The following is a 23,689-nucleotide window of genomic DNA, read 5'->3' as shown; positions in this document are numbered from 1 at the left end:
GCTAGGATATTTTCTTATTCATATTGAGGTTGTGAACTTTTAATGAATTCTAATAAATCTTTAACTGAATTGAAATCAGCTAATGCAATTAAAATTTTGGCAGGGTTCTTGTTAATGTCTTCTGACTCAAAATTATAATTTGCAAATGGGTTTAATTCACCAATATATACATTTCCATCTAATTTTGGATTTCTTAATTGTGTATAGTATGCCTCACGAGCAACTTTTAAAGCTTGTTTTAAGGCCTCAAGGTTTTGAGCTTTACTATCTAATGCTTTAAAGTACTCAATGTTTGCATTGTAGTAAGCTTTTTCTAACTCATTTAGTCGTTTAGCTTCTTCAACTGGATCAAAATCATATTCTGGTTCTGGAGCAGTATCTGCTTTAGCACCTGTAATATTTCTATATAGTTCATTGCTTTGTTGAAGTTTCTTAAGTTGTCCAGTTGTTAAATCATAAGCATCAGTATCTAGATTTTTATATAGATCGGTTAATGAATTATTAGTAAAGAAATCAGAATTTGCAATAGCACCTTGTCTAATTAAAATGTAAACTTCATTTAATGGTATAAGAAGTGAGTTTTGCTTGTATTCTTTAGCTTTTTTCTTTTGCACAAGAATTTGAGTTTCAGCATTATTCTTTTCATCTAAAGCATTTATGATAGGTGCCAAAGGAACACCTAAACGTTCAGCATCTTCATATTCTTTTTCATCTTCATCATTAACATAGAAGCTAAGTGCAAGTTTATATGCAAGTTCTTTATATGCGACATATTTTGCGCTTATTTCAGTATCAGGAGTTGTTTCTAAAGCAACTAATTTAGCTTTTAAATCATCCACTGAATCAAGTAACTTATCTATTTTGTCATCCATTTCGCTATCACCAGTAGCAAAGTAATATTTAGTTTGGCCAAATCCTTCTACTGTTCCTTTTGAAGCTGCTAATTCTTCCTTAAATTTGTCAATAATTGCAACATTTGCTTTGGCTTGTTCTTTAATTGCGCTTGCTTCAGTAGCATCAAATTTCATTCCTCTAAATTTATTAATAACTTCTAAGTAAGCATCAATCAGTTTTTGAGTATTATTAAGCTCTTCTTGGAATTGTGCAACTTTAGCATCAGCCTTCTTGCTTTGAGCTTCTAATTTAAGGAATTTACTCATTGTTTCATCATCTACAGTTATATTTAAGTTCTTAAAGTAATTTAGCATTCTATCAAATGTATTTGCTTGGCTTTCGATCTTTTTGAATTTTAATAGCTTATCAAAAGCAGATGAAATATCGCTTTCAAAGACTCTATTTGCACTATTTCTTAAACTTGATAGATGACTTGCAATAGCATGGTACAACTGTTCAGCTACTGTTCCATCTTTTTCTTGGCTTGCGAGATTATTATATCTATAAATGGCTTGATTTGCTTTGATACGTGATTGACTAATTTGATCTTGAAGTTTCTTTAGCTCAGCCTCTGTATCAATTTTATATGAAGCAAGTTTGTATTTAAATTGATTTAAGTAAGTAATAATTGATTGTTTACTAAAGAAATCTTGAATTAAGTTAAATCTTCTCATATCTACTAAATCCTTGCTAAAAGCAGTATAGTAATTTGCATACATTACTGATTTTAAAACAAATTCGTTTTCTTTATAAAACTTGCTATATAATGGTGCAATTTTATTTGCAATAGCTTCAAATTCTTTTAAGGCTTCTTGATCTGTTATGTTATTTAAAAGTGGAAAGACAGAAATTCTGTAGTTAACATCATATTTAGCTTGGAATTCATCTGCGGTTGAAGGGTTCTTAATTTTCTTTTCGAAAGCTTCAACTTCTAGCAACATATATTTGGCAATTTGATCTTTTAATGTTGTTCCTTCACCTTTAGCTTGTTTATAAGTTTCAAGAATGCTATCAACAACCTTAATATTGTCATTTAATTTAGCAATTTTAGCTTCTTTAGCTTTAATATCTTTTTCTTCAGTTGCATTTAATTTTTCTACTTTAGCTAAAGCATCCTTTTGAGATTGAAGTAATTTAGCTAAATCAGCAATTCTTCAGTCAAATAATTGATCCATAAAGGCTTGCTTTGGAAATGGTGATTGTACTTGGAGTGTATCTCCTAAAACAATTCTTTGCGCATTACTAAAGGCCATAGCATCTTTAAGTGCATTATATACCCGAATTGAGTTAGCATATGATAGCTCAATAGAATCAGCATCTTTAATAGTTTGTGTAATTTGGCTTCTTTGTAGTTCAAACATACGTTTGTTTTCTTCAACATTGTAAATTTCTGGTTTTAAATTCTTTACCGTGTTAATCATAAATAAGTTTAAACGACTAATCATTTTGATAGCATCAATAGCTGATGTACCTCTGGCTAGAAGTTTTTTACTTAAAGATTCAACTTTATCTTTAGCAGCATCCAGTAGAGCTTTTTGAGTATTTAATTCTTGAGTTAATTCTTGAATTTTTTCAGATGAAACTAGTTTTAGTTCTCCACCTTCATCGTTATTAAAAATAGCATCTACATCAACCCCTAAATTCTTGAGTTCTTTTGTTAACTTATCCACTTTACTTTGTAAAGTAGCTACATCGTTTTGAGCTATATCTAATTCATCTTGTACATGTCCAATGACAGTGGTACTTAATGATGAAATTTTGTCATTTAGCTCTTTTGCAAAGTCACGTAAGGTTTTAACATCAAGCTCTAAAATATTGTTTTCATCTTTCTTACTTAATTTTGCTTGTAAAAGGTCTTTTCTTTGTTTTAGTGATTTGTATTCTACCGGAGATAAGAAATTTATTGTGTTTAATTTTCCATCCAGTGTAGCTAATGTAGCTTCTTTTTCAACATTTAATTCTTTTCTTCTTTGAGCACTTTCACCATTGTTGCAAGCTAATGCAGTAAATGGCACTAGTGTTAAACTACCGGCACTAAGGGCCAGTAAAATTGATTTAATCTTTGTCATAATTCTTCCTTATGTTTTATCTTAATATCTTCTTTATATTATATAAAAAGTAAAAAACGCATATATACTGAAAAAGTTCAGTAATATGCGTTTACACATAAAATTGTAGTTTTATTATTTAACTACCATACCAGCAACTTCTTCAGCAAAGTTTGATTGAACTTTTTCAATCCCTTCACCTACTTCATATCTAACAGCACTTACTAATTCACAGTTGTGGTTTTGTAAGTATTTTGCTACAGATAATGAGTCTTCCATAACGAAAGCTTGTTTTTCTAAAACAAATTCTGATAATTGTTTGTTTAATCATCCTTCTGTTATAGAAATTTGAATTTTTTCAGGTTTATTTTCGAAACCAGCTGGTTTAACGAATCCTTCTTTGATTGATTCAAGTCTGTCAGCTGGAATTTCGTTTACAAGAATAAATTCAGGATTCATAGCTGATACATGCATTGCAACATTTCTTGCTGCTTCTGTGTTGTTTCCTTTAACAGTAACAACTGCAGCAACTTGTTGGTTTGCGTGAACGTATATTCCTAAAACTTGGTCTTCTTTAGCTTCTACTCTTGTGAAACGACGTAGAGAAATTTTTTCTCCAATAACTGCTGTAGCGTTAACTAAAGCTTGTTCAACTGTTTCACCACTTGCTAATTTAACATCTAGCCCTTCTTGTAATGTGTTAGCTTTTGAGTTAAATAAAGCTGTAGAAACTTCACTTAATAATTGCATAAATTTGTCGTTTTTAGCAACGAAATCTGTTTCTGAGTTAATTTCAACTAAGATAGCATGCTTGTCATCTCCAAGAGCTGTTACAGCACCTTCAGCAGTAATACGTCCTGCTTTCTTAGCAGCTTTAACAATTCCATTTTCTTTAAGCCACGCAATAGCAGCTTCAATTTCATATCCTGTTGCTTCTAAAGCTTTTTTACAGTCAACAAGAGCTGAGTTTGTTCTAGTTCTTAGTTCTTTGATTAATTCCATTTTGTTATCTGCCATGATAACCTCCTAAATTTTTTAATTAGTTTGCTTCTGTTGTTTGAGCTTCTGTTTCAGATGCTCTGTTTGAGTTGTTTCCAAATGATGGTAATACAACTTTATCATCTTCTTGGTAAGCAAATTTAACTTGTCCACCACGAGCTTTCACAATAGCATCAGCTAAAATTGTCATAATTAACATGATTGATTTAGCTGAATCATCGTTTGCAGGGATACCAAAGTCAAGTAAATCAGGGTTAGCATTTGTATCTAAAATACCAATAACCTTAATTTTCTTTCTTTTAGCTTCTTTAACTGCGATTTCATCTTCGTTTGGATCAGCCACAATCATAACTTGTGGTAAACGTTGCATATCACGAATACCATTTAAGTTTTTGTGTAATTTATCTAATTCTTTGTTAAATTCTAAAGCTTCTTTCTTTGTGTATCCAGCAAAGTTTTTAGCAGCTTTTGCTTCAAGGTCTTTCATTTTTTGTACACTTGACATGATTGTTTGGTTGTTTGTTAATGTACCACCTAATCATCTTTCTGTTACATATAATGAACCTGTTCTTTCAGCAGCTTCTTTAACAGCTTCACGAGCTTGTTTTTTTGTACCAACAAAAATAAATGATGCACCTTTAGATGCTAATGTGTTTACAAGTGAGTAAGCATATTCTAAGTATTTTTGTGTTTTTGTAATGTCAATAATGTGTGACCCTTTGTTCTTTTTATTTGGAACAATGAATTCCTTCATTTTAGGGTTTCAAGCGTGAGTTTTGTGTCCAAAGTATGCACCAGCTTCTAATAATTTAGTCTTTGATACAATTGGAGTTTTTTGTTCTTTTTGAACTTTTTCTTTTTTGTTTTCTGTTGTCATTGTAATTTTCCTTTAGTTTGTTTTTGCAAAATAAATATTTCGAACACCTAGCACTATGATTAGCACACCCAAGTGAATCCATATTTATTGATTTAGTTATGTAAGATTTATTTAATAAATAATTCTTGTTTATATTTTATAAAAAAGTTGGTTTTTTTGAAACTACTTTTTATTTTTTTTACTACTACGCTGTAGCCAATAAAATAAAAAAGGCTATTACTAGCCCTTAAATTATTTAGCTTCTTTAGCGATTTGAACTAAAACAGAAAATGTTTTTGGTTCGTTAATTGCTAATTCTGAAAGCATTTTACGGTTAATTGTAACATTTGCTTTTTTAAGTCCATTGATAAATCTTGAATAGCTCATTCCTTCAGCTCTAACTGCTGCGTTAATACGAGCGATTCATAATTTTCTAAAGTTTCTTTTAACTTGTTTACGGTCTCTGAATGCATATGTTCATGATTTAACAACTGCTTGTTTTGCTACTTTGTAACCAATTGACTTGTGTCCAAAGTATCCCTTAGCTAATTTTAGTCACTTTTTACGTCTTGCTCTTGTAACTGTTCCACCTTTAACTCTTGCCATAATTATTCCTTTCTAATAACGTAATTATCTATGTATTTGAAATCTAATTGATTAACAAGATTAGATTAATGCTTTAAATCTTTTAAGATCTGATTTTGACATTTGAGCAGATTTACGTGATTGACGTTTTTGTTTTGTTGTTTTGTTTTGAGCTAAGTGAGAACGATATGCTTGTTCTCTTAAAATTTTACCTGTTCCTGTAACTTTGATACGTTTTTTTAACGCACTTTTAGTTTTCATTTTTGGCATTTAATTCTCCTTCTTTAGCTTCTTGATTTGATTCAAGATTCTTTTCTTTTAAGTATTTTTGAATTTTTTGTTTATTTGGTTGGAGATTCATGTCAAGGAAACGATCGTTAACCAATTTAGGCTCTGAAGTTTTTTCTGCAATATCTTGCACTAAGGCAAAGAATTTTTCAATTGTTGCAAAACCTAAATCTTTTCTTCCTATTTCACGACCTCTTAGTTTTAAAGAAACCTTAATTCTGTCACCCTTTAAAAGAAATTCTCTAGCTTTTCTTGCTTTAGTTTGCAAATCGTTTTCGCCAATCATTGCAGTTAATCTAACTTCACGATTTTGAATTGTTGTTTGCTTTTCTTTGAGTTCCTTGTTTTTCTTCTTACGGTCATATTTGAATTTTCCGTAATCTAAAATACGACAAATTGGTTTAGGTTCAACGCTAATTAAAACTAAGTCCATTTTATAGCTTTTTGCTATTTCAATAGCTTCAGGTGTATATTTAACACCAAGTTTTTCACCATCAGGTCCTAATAAGAAAACTTGTTTAAATGGAATATCACCATTAATGTAATGCTCTGAAGCTGGTTTTTTTCCTTTTGTTTGAATAATAACTCCTTAAATAAAATTTAAATTTAATAAAAAGTGGTTTCCCACTTCATCTACTAAAAAAGGTATCAGAATTATGATACGTTTAATTGTAGCTAAACCCAAGACTATGGTCATCAGGTGAGAAGTGTCTTCTACTTTTCTGCAATTAACTCTATTGCTTTTTAATTTTAACAAAAAAATTATGATTGTGAAATTTATAAATTGCTTGATTTGGATTTTTTAATAACTTATAAGCCTATATTTAGGTTGGATTCATTTTGTCTGGCATTTTGAATGAAAAAAATTTAAAAAAATCAATCGTTTTGAATACAAAAATAATTTTTTATAATTAATTTTATGAAAAAGACACATTCAACTTCATTTAGTTTTGAAGTCAAAAAAGAAGTAATTAATAGCATTAGTAAAAAGCCTGAAATCGTCTCATTTATTAATGGGTTAGTTTTTTGTTCTGGTGAACTAGATAAAAATAATAATTATGTCTTATCTATTAAAAATGAATATTTAATGGATAAGGTGATCCGTAAGCTAGATAAAATTCATATGCCTTATCAAAAGCAAGCGAATTGAAAATCTAAACTTGTCATTTTAGCTAATACAATGATTTATCCAGATCTTGATTATAAAGACTATCTAACATATTTCTTTGCTGGTGTCTTTTGTGGTGGAGGGAGCATTTCTGGTAAAAATTCTACTTCATATCACTTAGAAATCGCTTCACATAATCAAACTCATTTACAGCAAATTCAAGCAAAACTGAATGAATATGAGTTTAATTTCAACTTTTTAGCACGTGGAACTAAATTTATTATATATAACAAAAATAAAGAAAAACTAATTGATTTCCTTGCAGCAATTAATGCTAAAAACTCATGATATGATTTGCAAAACTTAATAATTAAGCGGGATTTTGAAAATGTAACTAATCGAATCAATAATATTGATCTAAGCAATATTAATAAAATAGCCCAAAGCACAATTCGCCATATCGAAAATATTAACTATATCTTTGAGCATAATTTAGAGCAATCTTTTGACGAAAATCAACTAGTTGCCTTCCGTATCAAGTCAGAAAATAAATGAATTTCATTAGCTGAATTATCTTATTTATTAGAACAGCAACATAATATTTATATTTCTAAAAGTGGTCTGAATCACTGATTTCGAAAGCTTGATATGGTTGTCAAACAAGATAAAAAGTAATTTTAAAAATACGGAGCCCTCTATGGTGCTCCTATTTTTAAAAATTTCCTATTTTTTAAATTTAAGAGATTGTTTTATTATTCTGTGTAAATCTCTAGAAAAGATTATTTTATTTAAAATACGCGTGGGCATAATGCGTTTATTTCTACCAATAAAAATACTTCTTTGGTGACTAAAGGTAATAAAACCAATGTTACCATGATACTTTCCAATTCCACTATTACCAACGCCACCAAAAGGTAAGTTTTGATTATAGATAAATTGAGAAGTTGCATTTCAAGCAATGCTTCCGCTTGATACTCACATTTTTATTGTGTCAAATATTTTTTTGTCTTTTGAAAAAACATATGCAGATAATGAATCTTCTAACAGTCCTAGTTCATAGGCTAATTCATCAAGGTCATGATAAATTCTTATTGGAAGTATAGGCCCGAAGATCTCTTCTTTGGCTAATTTGCTCTCTTTTTGCAATTGGCAAAGGTAAATTTTATGGTCATTATAGTCAATGTCTTGCTCTAACATTTGATTTAAACGACTGATACTATTTGCATTTATTAAGTGTGCAAATTGTCCTTTGCCATTCAATTGATTGCTTAGCAATTGATGCAACTGAAGAGTAAACTCTTTACGAAAGCTTTCAGCAATTGTTGCATCAATCAATATAAAGTCTGGTGCCAAGCATGTTTGACCAGCATTCATTAATTTAGAAAAGATTAGCTCTTGACATGTTAAGACTAAGTCTGCGTCCTTAGTAATGATAACTGGATTTTTACCACCTAATTCGAGTACACAAGGAATCATCTTGCTAGCTGCTTTTTGATACATAATCTTTCCAACTGCCTGAGATCCTGTGAAAAATAAGAAATCTGTTTCATTATCAATAATTCAATTAGTTTCTTCTCTGCTGCATTCTACAACTTTGACTTCATCCTCTGTAAAGACATTAGCTATAATTTGCTTGATAATTGCATTAGAATGCTTTGAATGTTCAGATAGTTTTAAGATCGCTTTATTTCCAGCTGCAAACGCATTAATTAATGGAATGAACGCTAATTGCAATGGATAATTTCAAGGAGATATAATAAATACGGTGCCATATGGTTCATACTCTATTATAGATTTTGTACCTAAAAGAGAAATTGGCGTAGCAACAGTCTTAGGTCTTGCTCATTTATTGATCTTTCTTATGTATAAATTTAATTCATTAATAATTGGCAAAATCTCTGTCATGTTAGCTTCATTTTTAGATTTTCCTAAATCTTTTTCTAACGCTAAGCACATATCATCTAAATTATTATAGATTGCTTTCTTTAGACTCTTTAACTTGTTTTTTCTTTGTTTAATATCCATAGTATAAATATTAACAAATTTTAAGAAATAAAAAAAATAACGTTAGAAGTTCTAGCGTTATCTTATTTAAAACTTTTTATAAGATAATTGGTGCGCGAGAAGGGACTCGAACCCTTATGCCGGAGGCACTAGAGCCTAAATCTAGCGTGTCTGCCAATTTCACCACTCGCGCATAAAATAAGGTTTAAAAATTATTGAACATGACGTCCAATAATAGATAAATTTTCCAATTTAAACCAGTTATTGGTGCCGTTTATAGGACTCGAACCTACGACCTACTGATTACAAGTCAGTTGCTCTACCAACTGAGCTAAAACGGCATGGTGGAAGATAAGGGACTCGAACCCATGACATTCGCCTTGTAAGGGCGACGCTCTCCCAACTGAGCTAATCTTCCAAATGGCAGTCTGTACGGGGCTCGAACCCGTGCATGCATGGATGAAAACCATGTGTGTTAACCACTTCACCAACAGACCATAAATGGCGCCGATTATTGGGATTGAACCAACGACCAACTGGTTAACAGCCAGCTGCTCTACCGCTGAGCTAAATCGGCACTCCTTATTTATTTATATCGCTTATATATTATAGCACACATTCAAAATTTAAGAAAAATATTTTTTATTTTTTTCGTTCAAATTTTTGCCTTGTGTTTAAAAGCAAGAATATTATAGCATGAAAATTATAAATCATATATTTTTTATATAAAAAATATTACTTTGTAGAATAAGCTCTATTTTGTCACCCCTAGGCAAATAAAATAAGCCTTATTTTCCATCCGCTACAGCCAACGAAATATGACAAAAAATATATGATATTTACCCAATATTAAATACCATCTTTTATATTAGAAGACAATGCTTTGAGACTACAGAAAAAGTTATTACATTATCTTTTTTCTTTGTCAAATACAGCATAATTAATCATCCCGCATTTGGCAACACTTTTCTATTTAATTTCACATCCACGCTTCAATTTTGTCTTTGTGACCATTTATTAAAAAATCTTTTTATTTAAAACGCTTTTTAATCTAAAATTGTAATAATTCTTAAAATCTGCTGGATGTTCTTTAAGATCGGAAAGAGTTTTTCTTATTTTATAATCTGTTAGTCCATTTATTTTATTTATGTCTATTTTGAAATTCATATAAGAATTTTAGACATCGACCATTATTTCTAAAAGGGGGGTGACAAAATAAATCTTATTTCACAAAATTTATAGAAAAAAATAAAATTTTGAATAATAGACTAAATAATTGATATAATAATTATGCCATTAGAACGATAACACCCTAACCTGGTCAGGATAGAAATAAAGCAGCCACGTGGGAAAGTATTGTGTCTAGTGGTTTTTGTTTTAGCTAAAAAAAAATAAAAAGAAGCAAGTGCTTCTTTTTTAAATTATATATAAGAAATTATTCAACTGTAACTTCAGCACCAGCTTCAACAAGAGCTGCTTTAATTTGTTCAGCTTCTTCTGGTTTGATGTTTTCTTTAATAACAGCAGGTAATGTATCAACAATTTTTTTAGCGTCCATTAATGGTAATCCTAATAAGTCTTTAACTACTTTAATAATAGCAACTTTTTTACCATTGTCAGCTTTTAAAACAACTTTAACGCTTGATTTTTCTTCGCTTGCACCTTCTGCTGGAGCAGCAGCAACAGCAACAGCAGCTGTTGGGTCGATTCCGAATTCTTCTTTCATTGCTTCTACAAGTTCCATAACTTCTTTAATTGACATTTCTTTTAATGATTCAATAAATAATTCTTTTGTTAATTTAGCCATAATATAATGTCCTTTCTTAAATTTGATTTATATATTATTCTGATTTACCTTCACTTACAAGTTTAAGTGATAATGAGATTTGTTGTAATGGTGCCATCATTGAACGTGCAAGGATACCAAGTGCTTCTTCATATGTAGGAAGTGTAGCAACTTCGTTAACACCTTTAGCATCAATAACTTTTCCTTCAAAAGTACCAGCTTTAACTACCATTAATTTGTGTAGCTTAGCAAATTTTGTTAATAATTTAGCAGCAGACATATCATCATTGTTTGAAAAAGCAAAGATGTTAGGTCCTACTAAATAATCAGCTAATTCACCGATACCTGTTTCGTTTGCTGCAAGTTTAAATAGACGATTTTTGTAAACTTTAATATCAACACCTAATTTTTTAGCTTCTTTTCTGAATTCTTCTAATTCTGAAACTGTTAAACCACGGTATTCAGCAAAAGCAACAGCTTGTGAGCTTTTGATTTTGTCAACGATTTCTAAAACAACTTCTTTTTTAGCTGCTTTTAATTTTGATTCTGACATATTTTCTGCCCCCTTTCAAAATTTATTGCAATACAATTGAACATTTGAAGTGATACACTCGGTAACCATAAATTAAGCTTGCGCAGTTACTGTCTTTATGTATTGCGAGTAAATTATAATATAAAAAATCTAAAAACATAACTAAAATGTAGTTTTAATTATATTTATAAATTAAAAATATGATTTTCCACTAAAGGTCTAATTTTGATTGTAAAACCAATGTTGTTTTAATTTTAAAGGTTTTTTATAAAAAAAGCAGTAGAAAAGGCACCTCACCCATAAAAATTTGATGAGGTTATTTTAAAAGTTTGCTATTTTTTAACAATATGTTGAATAAAATTCATATGCACTCATGCGCACAGTGTATAAACTACCCGGAATTTTATATTCTCTTTTGAGCTATTGATAATATGGCAAATGTTCATTATGTTTTGATCATTTATTCAGGAATAATATTTTCCTTTTGGAATAAACTTTCGTAATTCTTTGTGTCAACATTCAATTCCACCTTTTTGATACGAAGAATAAGGGTCACAAGTATAGATTTTTCCTATTCCTGGAATTGTGTGCAATAATGTGTTTTCAGAGCCATTATCTATTGTTAATGTCTTAATTGTAAGACCATAAAGTTTAATGATTTTTTGGACAGTTTTAACAACTGATTGAGCATCTCTTTTTGAAAGCATCGCATATCCTAATCTTGATTTTCTTTCATAAACAGTTACTAAAATAAGTTTGCTAGACTTATTAAACACAACTGTATCCATTTCGTAATGTCCAGCTTCTTCGCGGTTGTTTATGCTTTCATCTCTATTATGAATAGAAGTTGCGCCTTGAATTTTTGACTTTGTGTATTTTCGTTTTTTCTTCTTTTGAGATTTGTCAAATGATGAATTGCTCATTCCTTTTTACCCACAAACATACTGAAGTCGATATCTAATTTAGTGTCTATTGCATTATAAAATGTCTTTAGTGTAGGGATAAACACATTTTGACCTTTATATTTCTTGGTATATTCATCTAATAAACGAGCTGCTGATACTTGCATGGTATATTTAATATTTTCACCAAGATCCATATCAGGATTTTCTTTTCTTAATTTTTTGTATTTCTTTCTTAAATTACTTCACTCAATCAAAAAGTCTTGTATTGGTTTTAATCTTTCACAACTTTTCATTACATTTGACTCATAAATATTCTGAGCTAATGCAATTTTTGTATAAGTTCATTCTTCTAGCGATAAATATGTAACAGTCATCATCTTTGATTTACATCTCTTACATTTTGCTGTTGTTGTATATTTGTATTCTTCAGCAGCGTTTTCGATGTTACTTTTGATTGTTTTAATATTTATATTCATCACTTTAGAGATTTCAATTAAGCTATTGTATCTCTGTAAGTTATCAAACAAACAAGATAAGTTACTTAATTGGAAATAATTAGTGTTTTGCTTTCTAGCTTTGTTAAGTTCATTGTCAAGTTTAGTCTTTAATGTTTTATCCTTGTAAGGTCTCAAAATAAAATGTTCGCATTTTGTAATTTGTTTTTTTGTGTTATCAAAATTGTCTATTCTTATTTCTGTTTCAACACAAATTATATTTTTCTTGTGCATTTTAGTTGCAGTTATCATATAATTAAATTGGTTCCTTTCTTTTGTTTTTGTACACTAATTTTACAACAGGAACCAAAAAGATGACAGCTCCACTTTACCTTTAGTGGAATGTCATCTTTTTAATTTTTATTTTAATTATATTAACCATTTTTTAATCTTTACTCTCTTAATTTAATGCTAAAGGTAGTTTTTAAATCTACACAACTGCGAGATTTTATAATCTTTTTATATCTTGAAATAAAAAAGCTTAATAATGAACTATCAAATAGTAGAAAAGTAATTGCCTTCTTCGTAAGCAGTAACTACTGTAGCAATAGTATTATTATTAATATAACAGCTTTATTAATTGAATTAAATTTAGTTATAAAAAGTTCTTACTCACATATGTTCAAGAAGTGACGAAATAAATCTTATTTGGAGGAACGACAAAATAAATCTTATTTCACAATAGGTGTTTTTATGCAATTTTAAAACAAAAATAAGTGTAGAATAAGCTCTATTTTGTCACCCCTAGACAGGCAAAATAAGCTCTATTTTTGCCATCGCTACAGCTAATGAAATATGGCAAAAGATATATGATAATTATTCAATATAAATACCATATTTTATATTAGAAGACAATGCTTTTAGCCTACAGAAAAGTTATTGCATTGTCTTTTTTCTTTAATAAATACAGCATAATTAACTATCGTACATCTGTCAACACTTTTCTATATAATTCAACATCTACTCTTCAATTTTTTCTGTTTGCGCCCATATTATTAAAAAATATTTTATATTTAGTACTCTTTATAATCTTAAATTGTAATAATTTTTAAAGTCTGCTGGATGGTCTTTAAGATCAGAAAGAGTTTTTCTTATTTTATAATCTGTTAGTCCATTTATTTTATTTATGTCTATTTTGAAATTCATATAAGAATTTTAGACATCGACCATTATTTCTAAAGGGGGTGACAAAATAAATCTTATTTGGAGGGGTGACAAAATAAATCTTATTTCACAATAGGTGTTTTTATGCAATTTTAAAACAAAAATAAGGGTAGAATAAGCTCTATTTTGTCACCCCTAGACAGGCAAAATAAGCTCTATTTTTGCCATCGCTACAGCTAATGAAATATGGCAAAAGATATATGATAATTATTCAATATAAATACCATATTTTATATTAGAAGACAATGCTTTTAGCCTACAGAAAAGTTATTGCATTGTCTTTTTTCTTTAATAAATACAGCATAATTAACTATCGTACATCTGTCAACACTTTTCTATATAATTCAACATCTACTCTTCAATTTTTTCTGTTTGCGCCCATATTATTAAAAAATATTTTATATTTAGTGCTCTTTATAATCTTAAATTGTAATAATTTTTAAAGTCTGCTGGATGGTCTTTAAGATCAGAAAGAGTTTTTCTTATTTTATAATCTGTTAGTCCATTTATTTTATTTATGTCTATTTTGAAATTCATATAAGAATTTTAGACATCGACCATTATTTCTAAAGGGGGGTGACAAAATAAATCTTATTTGGAGGGGTGACAAAATAAATCTTATTTCACAATAGGTGTTTTTTATGCAATTTTAAAACAAAAATAAGGGTTTTTGTTTTATAATATACCTGATTATGAAAATAGATAGAAAATTAGAAAAAATTACTCCATTAGAACAAGATTTCTCACAATGATATACAGATGTTGTCCAAAACGGAAAATTAATGATGTATGGTCCTGCAAAAGGAACAATGATTTTATTGCCAAATGCTTATGGTATTTGAGAATTAATCCAAGCTGGATTAAATGAAGCTTTTAAAGAAAAAGGGGTGCAAAATGTAAACCTACCTCTTTTAATTCCAGAATCATTATTTAATAAAGAAAAAGAACATATAGAGGGATTTAATCCTGAGCTAGTTACTGTTACTATGGTGGGTGATAAAAAGTTAGATGAAAAACTTTTTGTACGTCCTACTTCTGAAGTATTATTTGCTTATTTATATAAGAATTCTATTAATTCATATAAGGACCTTCCAGTTATATATAACCAATGAGTAAATGTTGTTAGATGAGAAAAAACAACTAGACCTTTTTTAAGATCTCGTGAATTCCTATGACAAGAAGGACACACAGTTCATGCTGATCCTAAAGAAGCACGTGCATTAACAAAGGATATGATTAAACTATATGCTAAATTCTTAAAGAAATATTTAGCTATACCAACAATTATTGGGAAGAAAACCCCTAATGAAAAATTTGCTGGAGCATGTACTACATGAACAATTGAAGCTATGATGAAAGACGGACAAGCATTACAAGCTGGAACTAGTCACTATTTAGCTCAAAACTTTTCGAAACCATTTGAAATCACATTTAAAAACGAAGATAATGAATTTGATTATGCATATCAAACATCATGAGGTGTTACTACAAGATTAATTGGTGCGCTTATCATGACACATGGTGATAACCGTGGTATCATTATTCCACCCTTTGTTGCACCAGTTCAAGTAGATATATTAGAACTATTTTCAAATAAAGAACCAAAAGTATCACAAGTTGCACAAGAACTATATAAAAACCTATCAAGAAAATACCGTGTTAGATTAGATAGCTCAGATAAGAATCCTGGTTTCAAAGCTTCTAACTCAGAAATCCAAGGAGTTCCTGTTAGAATAGAAATTGGACCTAAAGATGTTGAAAATGATTGTGTTACTATAGTTCGTAGAGATACTCTTGAAAAAGTTCAAGTTAAAATCGCTGATGTTAAGAAACATATTAATAAGTTACTAACAGATATTCATGACAACTTATATGAACAAGCTGAACAAAGACTTATTCATAATAGAGTATATGTTTACAATTATGATGACTTTAAATTTGAGATTGCAAATCACAAATTTGTTGTGGCCCCATTTTGCTGTGGTGGCGAAGTAGAACAAAAAATTAAAGATGAAACAGGTGCAACAGCAAGATGTATTCCAATGTCACTTAACAAACCAAATAAAAATGTTAAATGTATTAACCCGGAATGCAATAATGAGACAAATCGTTATGTAGTTTTTGCTAAAGCATATTAATGAAAGTAGCTTTTTTGCTACTTCCTGGATTCTTAAATACAGCCCAACACCCTATACAATATTTATGGGGTGTTTTTGTATATTCTTGCATAAGAAAAGCACCCTGTTTAATTGACGAACCGAGTGCTTAAATAATTATATAAGTATGTAGAGAAAATACAAACGATTATCTCTGAAAGAAAGAGAAAATATTGAGGTGTTGTACTTTACTAGTCATCACACAATAAGAGATATCGCTAAAATTATAAATAGAAATCCATCAACTATTTCAAGGGAGTGAAAACGAAATACTGTTAATAATGAATATGAGTCTCAAAAATCATTCTTAATGTCTATGCACAGATATCATTTTAAAAGATCATTTCCGTGAATGGATGAAAAATATTCAAAATTCCTTAAACATTTTAAGGCTGAATATTCTAAGAGTGTAATTAGTATCGAAGCAACGTGACATAAAGTTAAAAATAAATGGGATTGTTTTATGCCATCAATATCTACAATTTATCGTTGAATAGATTATTATCACTGAAAGCCAGACTGATTAAAAAAGCCTAGATATAAGTCAAAAAACTCAAAGCGTAAACCCGGAATTCATAGGCTAACTCATAATAAATATACTTTTCCAATTGCACTTAGACCACATAAAATCAATGATAGAAGTGAATTTGGACATTGAGAAATAGATTTGGTTATAGGTAAAAAAGCAGGGATTCATGATCATTTATTAACTCTAGTTGAAAGACAAACAAGACTTCTTAAAATTATAAAAGTTCATGGAAAGGACCTATTTGAAATTAATAAAAAACTCTCAAAACTTATAACAATAATGGAAAGTGAAGGGATGTATGTTTATTCAATCACTGCAGCTAATGGGCTAGAATTTGAAAAGCTTCAATTTGTCGCTAAAAGAAAAGGCTTTCAAATATACAAGGCGCAGCCTTATTGTTCTTTTCAAAGAGGAACCAACGAAAATGCAAATGGATTAATAGAAGAAGATATAAAAAAACAAATTTTGATAATTTAAATGACAAATCATTGCAGAAATTAGAGAATGAAATTAATTCAAAACCAAGAAAAATTTTTGAATGAAAATCTGCTCTAGATATTTTTGAAAAACTCAAAAAAAAGAAAGGAAAAAAGCACTTAGTTCACTTCGTAAAATTAAATAACAATCGCAAGAAAAAATCTACGCCACAAAATTAGGTGTAGATTTTTAGTGTTATACTGCGCATAAGAATACAGGAAATAGCTTTTTTGCTACTTTTTTTTGATCAAATTTGTATTTAGGGCCAAAAACTGCTCATTTTTTGCCAAAAATCATCAAAAATTGCCTAAATAAAAAATTTTTAGAAAAAAACATGCAAAAAATAAAAAAATTAATGTATTAAGTGAGAAAGGAGAATTATGGACAAAAAAGAAAAGACCCATAAAGCGACTTTAGCTCGTGGCTATAAAGAAGTTATTAAGAATCTTAATGCTGCGCTAGATAAAGAAGCTCAAGATATAAAAGAATATGCTCAAACGGGTAATATTGATGCTCTAAAGAATATTTATGACTCAAATGGTCTTAATTTAAAAAGTCTTTATGATGCAATAGAAAATATAATTAAATATATTATTACAGCTCATAAAGAAACAGAGTCAAAAAATAAGCAAAGATTAGCATTGCTGTGAATTCAATATATGACTACAAAAGACGAACAAATTAAAGAAACCATTGATGAAATGGAACAAGGGCTAAAAAGAACCAATAGCATTTTTAGTTATATCTTGGCAATGATGAGTGCTGAAAACTCATGAATCATTCATAAAACATATATTGATCCTGAGACGAAAGACAATAAGCATTGATATCTCGAACATTTCTCAAAAACTACGTTTTACAAAAAGAAACATAGTGCTATATTAGAGTTTGGAAAATTTCTCTTACAATTAGATTATGATTAATATAGATTACATTAATCAAAACGACACCTATATAGTGAATGAAAGACGGATTAAAGTTAATACGTTAGTTTCTGATCAAGCTATAAGTGGTTTTAATGCAAGATTTGCATTAACAATAGATCGAATTGCGTCAAATGGTTTAGCTGATATAACATTCGGATTTGAAGATAACCTATACGAGTGACGTAAAGATTTAATTAATAGTACCGATATTAATACATTAATCACAGAGAGTATAATCCCTCATAATGTAGTAAAGTTGATTAGGGACAGTATCATTAAGCATAGTCTTGATGTTCATGCCTCAGTCTACATAAATAAAAAACTATTCGTGGAATTTAGCATATATTAGGATAAAAATTTTAGACACATAGCGCCATATGATTAGAAATATCATATGGTGTTTTATATTCTAAATTTCTTTGTGGTCTTTCTGTGTTATATCAAAACACGAATGAATTAATTAAATTATAAACTATTTCATATTCTAAATTGGATGTATTATAAAAGTCAAAAAGTTCTCTTTGAAATATTGAAAATAAGAATTCTGATGGCCTATTTCTTAATGAATTGCCCTTTGGAGACATTGATTGAGCTATATTAAGAGACTTTAAAAATTTGAAAACATTTTGTTTGCATATTCGATACCATGATCAGAGTGAAAAACACTTGGTTTTATATTATATTTATCGATGCATGCCTGCAATAAATTTATACTTGCTTGTGCAGTTCTATCAATAGATAATGTTCAGCCAAGTATCGCACCAGAATAAGTTTCAGTAACCACATGTAAATAATGTCAAACACCATTTACTTTCACATATTTAATATCTGCATGTAAAACTTCTCCAAAATAACTTGAAACGAAATTTCCTTTAATCAAATCTGGAGCCCAAACTCTATCATATTTTTCTTCCTTTGGTGGTTTATCTTTTCTTCTATTTTTATATGCATTTGATTTATAACCCAAAGAATCAAAATTAATTCTAAAAGCATAAGTTGAAATTTTATGCCCTGTCTCATAGACGTATTTGTGAAAAAGTTTATCTCTTCCAATGACATTATTTGATAATTCGATTTGCGTTTTTAGCCAATCAATAACAGTATCATCTAAATATTGATTTCTTCTATCTATTTTTCTGCTTTTTCATATGTGCTGTAAATAGATGTTCTGTTTACATGAAATACCTCAGCTGCTAATTTATTGTTATGAAATGATTGATTTTTTTGCTTTCTTTCTTTTATCTTTTGAATGATTACATTTGGATTAATACCATTTTCCTCTAATATTTCTTCCATAATTTCTTGATATAAATTTCTATCATGATCATCGAATTCATTAATGCTTCTACGTTTAGGTGGCCTACCTGATGCTTTCCCTTTTTAGAAGATTTTCCGGTTTGAGATTCTAATTTTGTCATATCAGTATTATATATGTTAATTCAATATTTGATATATTTGTATGCGTATCGATAAGGATTAACATTACGTTTTCTTCTGGCATATGAAGTGTATACGTCTTTGTATCTTTCTTCTCAAAATTCTTCAACAAATTCTATTTGAGCATACTCGATTCCTTTATTTAAAGCAAGATTAATATATTTTAATTTTTGTTCTACAGTGAATTGTTTTCTTGACATAAAAAACACATTCCTTTCTTAATTTTGGAATGTGTCTTAAAATTTTCTCCTAATATACGTGGAATTTAGCACGTATAATGGTACATTTAAAAAACAGATCAAACGTGTTCCATATTCCACGTTAAATCAAAAATTCAGTGATATCGATAATATAGTTATCCAATTTTGAACTGAAAAAGCTTTTAGTGATAAGAGAACCTTATTAAAGGAATATCAGTTAATTCTAGAAAAAGATAAGAACGAGAAAATTGTAATTAACCCTTATTCAAATACAGCAAAAGTAAAGGTTCCATATTCATATAATGTAAATTTTGAAAGTAATAAAAAATATTGGAAAGAATTGTATTATCACAATATTATTCTAAATTTTGAACAATTAGATAATAAAGGATATCACAGCAATATTATTTCAGGCTACGAATATAATGATAAAAAGCTACTACGATTTCCTGACGAGTTGAATTTTAATGAGTATATCCCAATAAGATTTGACTCAATACTATTAAGTCAGTTTAATAGTGAAAAAATCAAACTTTCGACACAAAATGAATACAAAAACAACATCATGTTAAATAATGATATATATTATAAAACTGGTATAGCGTATAATGCTCACTTGGGTGAGATGCTATACACAAATGAAGTGGAACAAACAATAACAAAAAGCAACCTATCCCAAGGATCGTATGCACTTAAAATACCATATAAGTATGATGGCACATTTGATGTAATATATGACATCGATTATACCTACGGAAAAATACAAGCAATAAAAAAGTATAATGTTGTTGGAACTAATGAACATGATGAACAATTTAACAAGAAATTGAAAATAATTGAAATAGAACCGCAAAAAGAAATTAAATATAAATATCTTATTAATTTAGAAGCTGACTATATAAATGTGCTAGGTGACGAATTTAAAATACAGGATTATTTACTAATTGAAGAAAACAAAAAACGTAAGCTCATGAATTAAGTCATTTCTTTTAGTTGCTGTTTTAATTGGTGTAGCTAGTTTGATTGGCACAAGTAGTTATTATATTTATTCTTGAAAAATAAATAAAACCACGAAAGATGATATTGAATCACTAGACAGTTCTATATACAAGGATAAAAGATACTTTTCACAATATAAAAAAGAAAATTTTATACCCAACTTAGAACCAAGATTTTTTGAGAAGTTTATAAAAACAGATCAAAAAAATAATAAATTTATGGACGAGACTATTATCCAAGAAATTGTAAAAGATGTAGTAAGAAGGCTAAGAAAAAATGATGGTAAGCTTTATTTTGATTATAAATTGCTATCACAAAAACACGCTATTATAGACTTCTTATATATCGCTAAAAACAAAACATCAATGGATGAAAAATCTTTTGAGATTCTTATTGATTAGCTATAATATAAATATGGACAATAAAAAAGAAATCATTTTATTAGAATTAAAAAAGCTATCAAAGAAAAAGAATATTTCAGAAGACGATAATATAAAGGAAATAGGAATTGATTCTTTAGATTTAGCTGAACTTTTATTTGAAGCAGAAGCTAAATTTGGTATCGAGATTTCTGATGAACAATTAAGAAATGTTGAAACTGTAAAGGATATAATTTCTATTTTTTCTAATTAATTTTTATAGTATAATTCTAATGCGCTAGGAGTATAGTTCAACGGTAGAACAACGGGCTTCAACCCCGTGTGTTGTGGGTTCGAATCCTGCTACTCCTGCCATTTTTTTATACTCTTTTTTTGATAATAAAGTAAAATTATTACACATATGAAAGAAAACAAATTAAAATTCGGTGTTTTAGGGACTGGAGCATTCGGCTCTGCACTTGCAAACATACTGGTAGAAAATGGGAACAAAGTTGTAATGTATGGGATTTCAGAAACTGAAATTGCAGATATTAATAATGGGCTTAACTCAAAATATTTTGGTGAAGTAAAATTCCGCAATCCTGAGTTAATTTCAGCAACAGATAATCTAGACTTCTTCTTGGATCAAATAGATACAGCCATTCTTGCTGTGCCTTCTGTTGCAGTGGGTTCTTTATTAACAAAGGTATCTACAATTCTAGGGAATAGAAAGATTAATTTAATTAATTTATCAAAAGGCCTAGAACCAAATACAAAACAATTCTTCTCACAATATATTAAAGAAAATTATGGAGACAATATCGCTAACTTTTCATCAATAATGGGGCCTTCATTTGCTGCTGAGGTTTTTGCTGGCAAGCTAACTATGGTAAACATTGTTGGTGTAAATTTAGAATTCAATGCAAAGATTGCTCAATATTTCAATAATTCACATTTTTATGTAAAGCCATTTAGTGAAATTAAAGGGGCAGAACTATTTTCTGCATTAAAAAATGTTTTAGCCATCGGACTCGGAATAACTTCAGTTTTATATCCAGGTCAAAATTCTCATGCAGGATTACTAACTATGGGAACAGGAGAAATATTTAATGTTTATAAAGCTATGTATCCACATGGAGAAAATACAATAGGTTATAATTTCTCATCATTTGGTGATATCTTTTTAACATGTTCATCACCTTCGAGTCGTAACTTTTCGTTCGGTGCTAAAATAGCTGAATTCGGAATTAATAAAGCTCTAGCAGAGCAACAGCTTACTATTGAAGGGTATGATACAGCAAAGACATTACAAAAACTGATTGCTGAGTATCAAATTGCTAATATACCATTCTTACAAAACATTATTAGCATCTTATTTGAAGGCAAATCTGAGCAAGATATATTAGATTTTTTTAAGCCTAAAGAATTCCAAAAAAACTAAAAACAATGTAAAATATAGATATTAATATTTAAAGTACATTAATAGGAGAAATAATGATTAAACACAAAGAAGAAAAAGATAAAGCACAAGTAGTTGTTACACTTACTGTTGATGCTTCAGAATTCCAAAAGAAACTAGATGAAGTTTCAAACAAATTAATGAAAAGTGTAAAAGTTAAAGGATATAGACCAGGTAAAGCTCCTGAAGAAAAATTAAGAGCTCATTTAGACCCTCAAGTTGTACTTGGTAAAACAGTTAAACACTTTAATGGTCAACACTTTGGTGAAGTTATTGAATACACAATCAAAAACAACATTAAAAGTTATTCACAACCTTTATTATCATATGATTTAAACAAAGATGGTTTAGTATTAGAATATAAATTTGTACTTCAACCAAACTTTGATGTGGACATGAAAGACTTAAAAGTTAAATATACAGCAATTAAAATTGCTAAAAAAGATGTTGAAGAAACTATCAAAGAACTTGAAGAAAACATGTCAGTCGAAGAAGCTGTCGAAGATACAGATGCTACAACTAAATTAGGTGATACAGTTAATATTGATTTTAAAGGATTTATCGATAATGAACCATTTGAAGGTGGAGAAGCTAAAGGATATGATTTAAAATTAGGATCAAATACATTTATTCCTGGATTTGAAGATCAACTTGTTGATAAGAAAATTGGATACAAAGGTGATGTAACTGTTAAATTCCCTAACGATTACTTTGTGAAAGAATACCGAAACAAAGAAGCAGTATTCCAAGTAACAATTAACTCTGTTAAGAGATTAAAATTATTTAAATTAACAGATGAAAATGTTAAAATGTTCCAAGACCCTAATGTAACTGATTTAAAATCATTAGAAAATGTTTTAAAAGGAAACTTAAGAGTTAGAAAATTTGTTGAAGCAAATGTAAACTTCTATGAAGAAGTTGTAAAACAAATTATTGAAAAAGCTAAACCAGTTATCCACGAATCATTAGTTGTTGCTCATGTAGAACACAGCAAAAAAGAATTCGAAAATTCATTAAAACAATACGGAATCAAGAAACAAGAATACTTAAACTTAATCAAATCAACAGAAAAAGACTTAGAAGAAGAGTTCAAGAAACAAGCTCTTGACCAAGTTACAAAAGCTGAAGCTTACAGATCATTAGTTGAAAAATACCATGTTAATGCTACAGCAGAACAAATTAATGAATTTACTAAGAAATTTGTTACATTCGGATTCTCACAAGAAGCTGCACATGAATTTGTAATTTCATCATTAAGAATGTCATTAATCTTAAGTGACATTAACCCAGAATTAGCAGAAAAACTTGAAAAAGACTTTCAAGAAATTGTTAAATAATATTTTAATAGTACAATATGTACTATCTGGAGTGTAATCTCCAGTGCAACACTAAAATACCTGGCTTTATAAACTAGGACACATAAAGTTGACAAGAAATTGTCAGCTTTTTATATAAACAAAGGAGAATATATGGGTAGACACATA

The 23,689-nt window shown here is 29.1% G+C and carries 26 protein-coding genes, 6 tRNA genes, 1 other RNA gene and 1 pseudogene; 13 read left to right on the top strand and 21 right to left on the bottom strand.

Going from position 1 to position 23,689, the window contains the following annotated elements:
• Nucleotides 1-14: 14 nt before the first annotated feature.
• The 6 genes from ACM0IS_RS01075 to infC form a co-directional block, all read right to left on the bottom strand.
• Nucleotides 15-2,963 carry a hypothetical protein gene (locus ACM0IS_RS01075; RefSeq protein ID WP_416756420.1) on the bottom strand — a complete coding sequence of 983 codons (2,949 nt, stop codon included), beginning with the start codon at nucleotides 2,961-2,963 and terminating at the stop codon, nucleotides 15-17.
• A gap of 114 nt (nucleotides 2,964-3,077) precedes the next feature.
• Nucleotides 3,078-3,959 carry a translation elongation factor Ts gene (gene tsf / locus ACM0IS_RS01070; RefSeq protein ID WP_416756418.1) on the bottom strand — a complete coding sequence of 294 codons (882 nt, stop codon included), beginning with the start codon at nucleotides 3,957-3,959 and terminating at the stop codon, nucleotides 3,078-3,080.
• A gap of 22 nt (nucleotides 3,960-3,981) precedes the next feature.
• Entirely contained in the window at nucleotides 3,982-4,818 is an 837-nt protein-coding gene (gene rpsB, locus ACM0IS_RS01065; RefSeq protein WP_416755622.1) for a 30S ribosomal protein S2, read from the bottom strand.
• A 231-nt stretch (nucleotides 4,819-5,049) separates the two neighbouring features.
• Complete coding sequence (rplT, locus tag ACM0IS_RS01060) at nucleotides 5,050-5,403, bottom strand: 50S ribosomal protein L20 (RefSeq protein WP_416738679.1); 354 nt, start codon at nucleotides 5,401-5,403, stop codon at nucleotides 5,050-5,052.
• Nucleotides 5,404-5,463: 60 nt separating this feature from the next.
• The gene (rpmI, locus tag ACM0IS_RS01055) at nucleotides 5,464-5,652 is read right to left on the bottom strand and encodes a 50S ribosomal protein L35 (protein WP_078747323.1); all 189 of its coding nucleotides are present in this window, start codon (nucleotides 5,650-5,652) and stop codon (nucleotides 5,464-5,466) included.
• Nucleotides 5,633-6,211 (bottom strand): translation initiation factor IF-3, encoded by a 579-nt coding sequence (gene infC, locus ACM0IS_RS01050; RefSeq protein ID WP_416756648.1) that lies wholly within the window; start codon nucleotides 6,209-6,211, stop codon nucleotides 5,633-5,635. The genes rpmI and infC overlap by 20 nt, the downstream gene beginning before the upstream one ends.
• 378 nt (nucleotides 6,212-6,589) lie before the next feature.
• On the opposite strand from infC, the gene whiA reads away from it, so the two are divergent.
• Entirely contained in the window at nucleotides 6,590-7,453 is an 864-nt protein-coding gene (whiA, locus tag ACM0IS_RS01045) for a DNA-binding protein WhiA (RefSeq protein WP_416756416.1), read from the top strand.
• Nucleotides 7,454-7,501: 48 nt separating this feature from the next.
• Here the strand turns inward: whiA and ACM0IS_RS01040 are convergent, their stop codons facing one another.
• The 6 genes from ACM0IS_RS01040 to ACM0IS_RS01015 all read right to left on the bottom strand — a co-directional run bounded on the left by ACM0IS_RS01040 (nucleotide 7,502) and on the right by ACM0IS_RS01015 (nucleotide 9,359).
• A complete protein-coding gene (locus ACM0IS_RS01040; protein WP_416756414.1) occupies nucleotides 7,502-8,803 on the bottom strand; it encodes an aldehyde dehydrogenase family protein in 1,302 nt (433 codons plus the stop codon).
• Between the two features lie 88 nt (nucleotides 8,804-8,891).
• Nucleotides 8,892-8,975 (bottom strand) — tRNA-Leu (locus ACM0IS_RS01035).
• Nucleotides 8,976-9,047: 72 nt separating this feature from the next.
• Nucleotides 9,048-9,123: transfer RNA gene (locus tag ACM0IS_RS01030), tRNA-Thr, on the bottom strand.
• A 1-nt stretch (nucleotide 9,124) separates the two neighbouring features.
• Nucleotides 9,125-9,200 (bottom strand) — tRNA-Val (locus tag ACM0IS_RS01025).
• Nucleotides 9,201-9,203: 3 nt separating this feature from the next.
• Nucleotides 9,204-9,279 (bottom strand) — tRNA-Glu (locus tag ACM0IS_RS01020).
• Nucleotides 9,280-9,284: 5 nt separating this feature from the next.
• Nucleotides 9,285-9,359 (bottom strand) — tRNA-Asn (locus tag ACM0IS_RS01015).
• A 708-nt stretch (nucleotides 9,360-10,067) separates the two neighbouring features.
• On the opposite strand from ACM0IS_RS01015, the gene ffs reads away from it, so the two are divergent.
• Nucleotides 10,068-10,164: signal recognition particle sRNA small type (gene ffs / locus ACM0IS_RS01010), an RNA gene on the top strand.
• Between the two features lie 53 nt (nucleotides 10,165-10,217).
• Here ffs and rplL read toward each other — a convergent pair.
• From rplL to ACM0IS_RS00980, 6 genes are all read right to left on the bottom strand, one after another.
• A complete protein-coding gene (gene rplL / locus ACM0IS_RS01005) occupies nucleotides 10,218-10,589 on the bottom strand; it encodes a 50S ribosomal protein L7/L12 (RefSeq protein WP_416738676.1) in 372 nt (123 codons plus the stop codon).
• A 34-nt stretch (nucleotides 10,590-10,623) separates the two neighbouring features.
• Nucleotides 10,624-11,121, bottom strand: a complete 498-nt coding sequence (rplJ, locus tag ACM0IS_RS01000; RefSeq protein WP_416738675.1) for a 50S ribosomal protein L10 — start codon at nucleotides 11,119-11,121, stop codon at nucleotides 10,624-10,626.
• A 311-nt stretch (nucleotides 11,122-11,432) separates the two neighbouring features.
• Nucleotides 11,433-12,023 carry an IS30 family transposase gene (locus ACM0IS_RS00995; protein ID WP_416755906.1) on the bottom strand — a complete coding sequence of 197 codons (591 nt, stop codon included), beginning with the start codon at nucleotides 12,021-12,023 and terminating at the stop codon, nucleotides 11,433-11,435.
• A complete protein-coding gene (locus ACM0IS_RS00990) occupies nucleotides 11,918-12,751 on the bottom strand; it encodes a hypothetical protein (protein ID WP_416755905.1) in 834 nt (277 codons plus the stop codon). Before ACM0IS_RS00990 ends, ACM0IS_RS00995 begins: the two co-directional genes overlap by 106 nt.
• Before the next feature lie 771 nt (nucleotides 12,752-13,522).
• Nucleotides 13,523-13,645: a hypothetical protein gene (locus ACM0IS_RS00985; RefSeq protein WP_416756412.1), complete on the bottom strand. Its 123-nt coding sequence runs from the start codon at nucleotides 13,643-13,645 to the stop codon at nucleotides 13,523-13,525.
• 432 nt (nucleotides 13,646-14,077) lie between these two features.
• Nucleotides 14,078-14,200: a hypothetical protein gene (locus ACM0IS_RS00980; RefSeq protein WP_416756412.1), complete on the bottom strand. Its 123-nt coding sequence runs from the start codon at nucleotides 14,198-14,200 to the stop codon at nucleotides 14,078-14,080.
• A 155-nt stretch (nucleotides 14,201-14,355) separates the two neighbouring features.
• Between ACM0IS_RS00980 and proS the strand changes: the two genes are divergently transcribed.
• The 5 genes and pseudogenes from proS to ACM0IS_RS00955 all read left to right on the top strand — a co-directional run bounded on the left by proS (nucleotide 14,356) and on the right by ACM0IS_RS00955 (nucleotide 18,100).
• Entirely contained in the window at nucleotides 14,356-15,801 is a 1,446-nt protein-coding gene (proS, locus tag ACM0IS_RS00975; protein WP_416756411.1) for a proline--tRNA ligase, read from the top strand.
• A 166-nt stretch (nucleotides 15,802-15,967) separates the two neighbouring features.
• Nucleotides 15,968-16,066, top strand: a pseudogene (locus ACM0IS_RS00970) (helix-turn-helix domain-containing protein); the annotation flags it as partial.
• A 105-nt stretch (nucleotides 16,067-16,171) separates the two neighbouring features.
• The gene (locus tag ACM0IS_RS00965) at nucleotides 16,172-16,825 is read left to right on the top strand and encodes an IS30 family transposase (RefSeq protein WP_416756409.1); all 654 of its coding nucleotides are present in this window, start codon (nucleotides 16,172-16,174) and stop codon (nucleotides 16,823-16,825) included.
• Between the two features lie 380 nt (nucleotides 16,826-17,205).
• Nucleotides 17,206-17,748 carry an MG284/MPN403 family protein gene (locus ACM0IS_RS00960; RefSeq protein ID WP_416756407.1) on the top strand — a complete coding sequence of 181 codons (543 nt, stop codon included), beginning with the start codon at nucleotides 17,206-17,208 and terminating at the stop codon, nucleotides 17,746-17,748.
• Between the two features lie 34 nt (nucleotides 17,749-17,782).
• Nucleotides 17,783-18,100, top strand: a complete 318-nt coding sequence (locus tag ACM0IS_RS00955) for a hypothetical protein (RefSeq protein WP_416756406.1) — start codon at nucleotides 17,783-17,785, stop codon at nucleotides 18,098-18,100.
• A 258-nt stretch (nucleotides 18,101-18,358) separates the two neighbouring features.
• On the opposite strand, the gene ACM0IS_RS00950 is transcribed toward ACM0IS_RS00955, so the two are convergent.
• The 3 genes from ACM0IS_RS00950 to ACM0IS_RS00940 form a co-directional block, all read right to left on the bottom strand.
• A complete protein-coding gene (locus ACM0IS_RS00950) occupies nucleotides 18,359-18,718 on the bottom strand; it encodes a DDE-type integrase/transposase/recombinase (protein WP_416756348.1) in 360 nt (119 codons plus the stop codon).
• 161 nt (nucleotides 18,719-18,879) lie between these two features.
• On the bottom strand, nucleotides 18,880-19,047 hold the full coding sequence (locus ACM0IS_RS00945; protein ID WP_416756405.1) for a hypothetical protein: 168 nt from the start codon (nucleotides 19,045-19,047) through the stop codon (nucleotides 18,880-18,882).
• Nucleotides 19,032-19,388, bottom strand: coding sequence for a hypothetical protein (locus ACM0IS_RS00940; RefSeq protein WP_416756072.1), 357 nt, complete (start codon nucleotides 19,386-19,388; stop codon nucleotides 19,032-19,034). The genes ACM0IS_RS00945 and ACM0IS_RS00940 overlap by 16 nt, the downstream gene beginning before the upstream one ends.
• 58 nt (nucleotides 19,389-19,446) lie before the next feature.
• Between ACM0IS_RS00940 and ACM0IS_RS00935 the strand changes: the two genes are divergently transcribed.
• From ACM0IS_RS00935 to tig, 6 genes are all read left to right on the top strand, one after another.
• Nucleotides 19,447-20,367: an MHO_1580 family protein gene (locus ACM0IS_RS00935; protein ID WP_416756403.1), complete on the top strand. Its 921-nt coding sequence runs from the start codon at nucleotides 19,447-19,449 to the stop codon at nucleotides 20,365-20,367.
• Nucleotides 20,333-20,788 (top strand): MHO_1590 family protein, encoded by a 456-nt coding sequence (locus ACM0IS_RS00930; protein ID WP_416756402.1) that lies wholly within the window; start codon nucleotides 20,333-20,335, stop codon nucleotides 20,786-20,788. Before ACM0IS_RS00935 ends, ACM0IS_RS00930 begins: the two co-directional genes overlap by 35 nt.
• A gap of 13 nt (nucleotides 20,789-20,801) precedes the next feature.
• The gene (locus ACM0IS_RS00925) at nucleotides 20,802-21,020 is read left to right on the top strand and encodes an acyl carrier protein (RefSeq protein WP_416755545.1); all 219 of its coding nucleotides are present in this window, start codon (nucleotides 20,802-20,804) and stop codon (nucleotides 21,018-21,020) included.
• 26 nt (nucleotides 21,021-21,046) lie between these two features.
• A tRNA-Trp gene (locus tag ACM0IS_RS00920) sits at nucleotides 21,047-21,121 on the top strand.
• A 46-nt stretch (nucleotides 21,122-21,167) separates the two neighbouring features.
• Complete coding sequence (locus tag ACM0IS_RS00915; RefSeq protein ID WP_416756400.1) at nucleotides 21,168-22,187, top strand: NAD(P)H-dependent glycerol-3-phosphate dehydrogenase; 1,020 nt, start codon at nucleotides 21,168-21,170, stop codon at nucleotides 22,185-22,187.
• Nucleotides 22,188-22,240: 53 nt separating this feature from the next.
• Entirely contained in the window at nucleotides 22,241-23,542 is a 1,302-nt protein-coding gene (tig, locus tag ACM0IS_RS00910) for a trigger factor (protein WP_416756399.1), read from the top strand.
• Nucleotides 23,543-23,689 lie beyond the last annotated feature (147 nt).

This window comes from Mycoplasma aquilae ATCC BAA-1896 (assembly GCF_048074525.1).
Lineage (GTDB): Bacteria > Bacillota_I > Bacilli_A > Mycoplasmatales > Metamycoplasmataceae > Mycoplasmopsis > Mycoplasmopsis aquilae.
The sequence above is the reverse complement of the archived record's forward strand: the minus strand, read 5'-3'. Positions and strand labels throughout refer to the sequence as shown.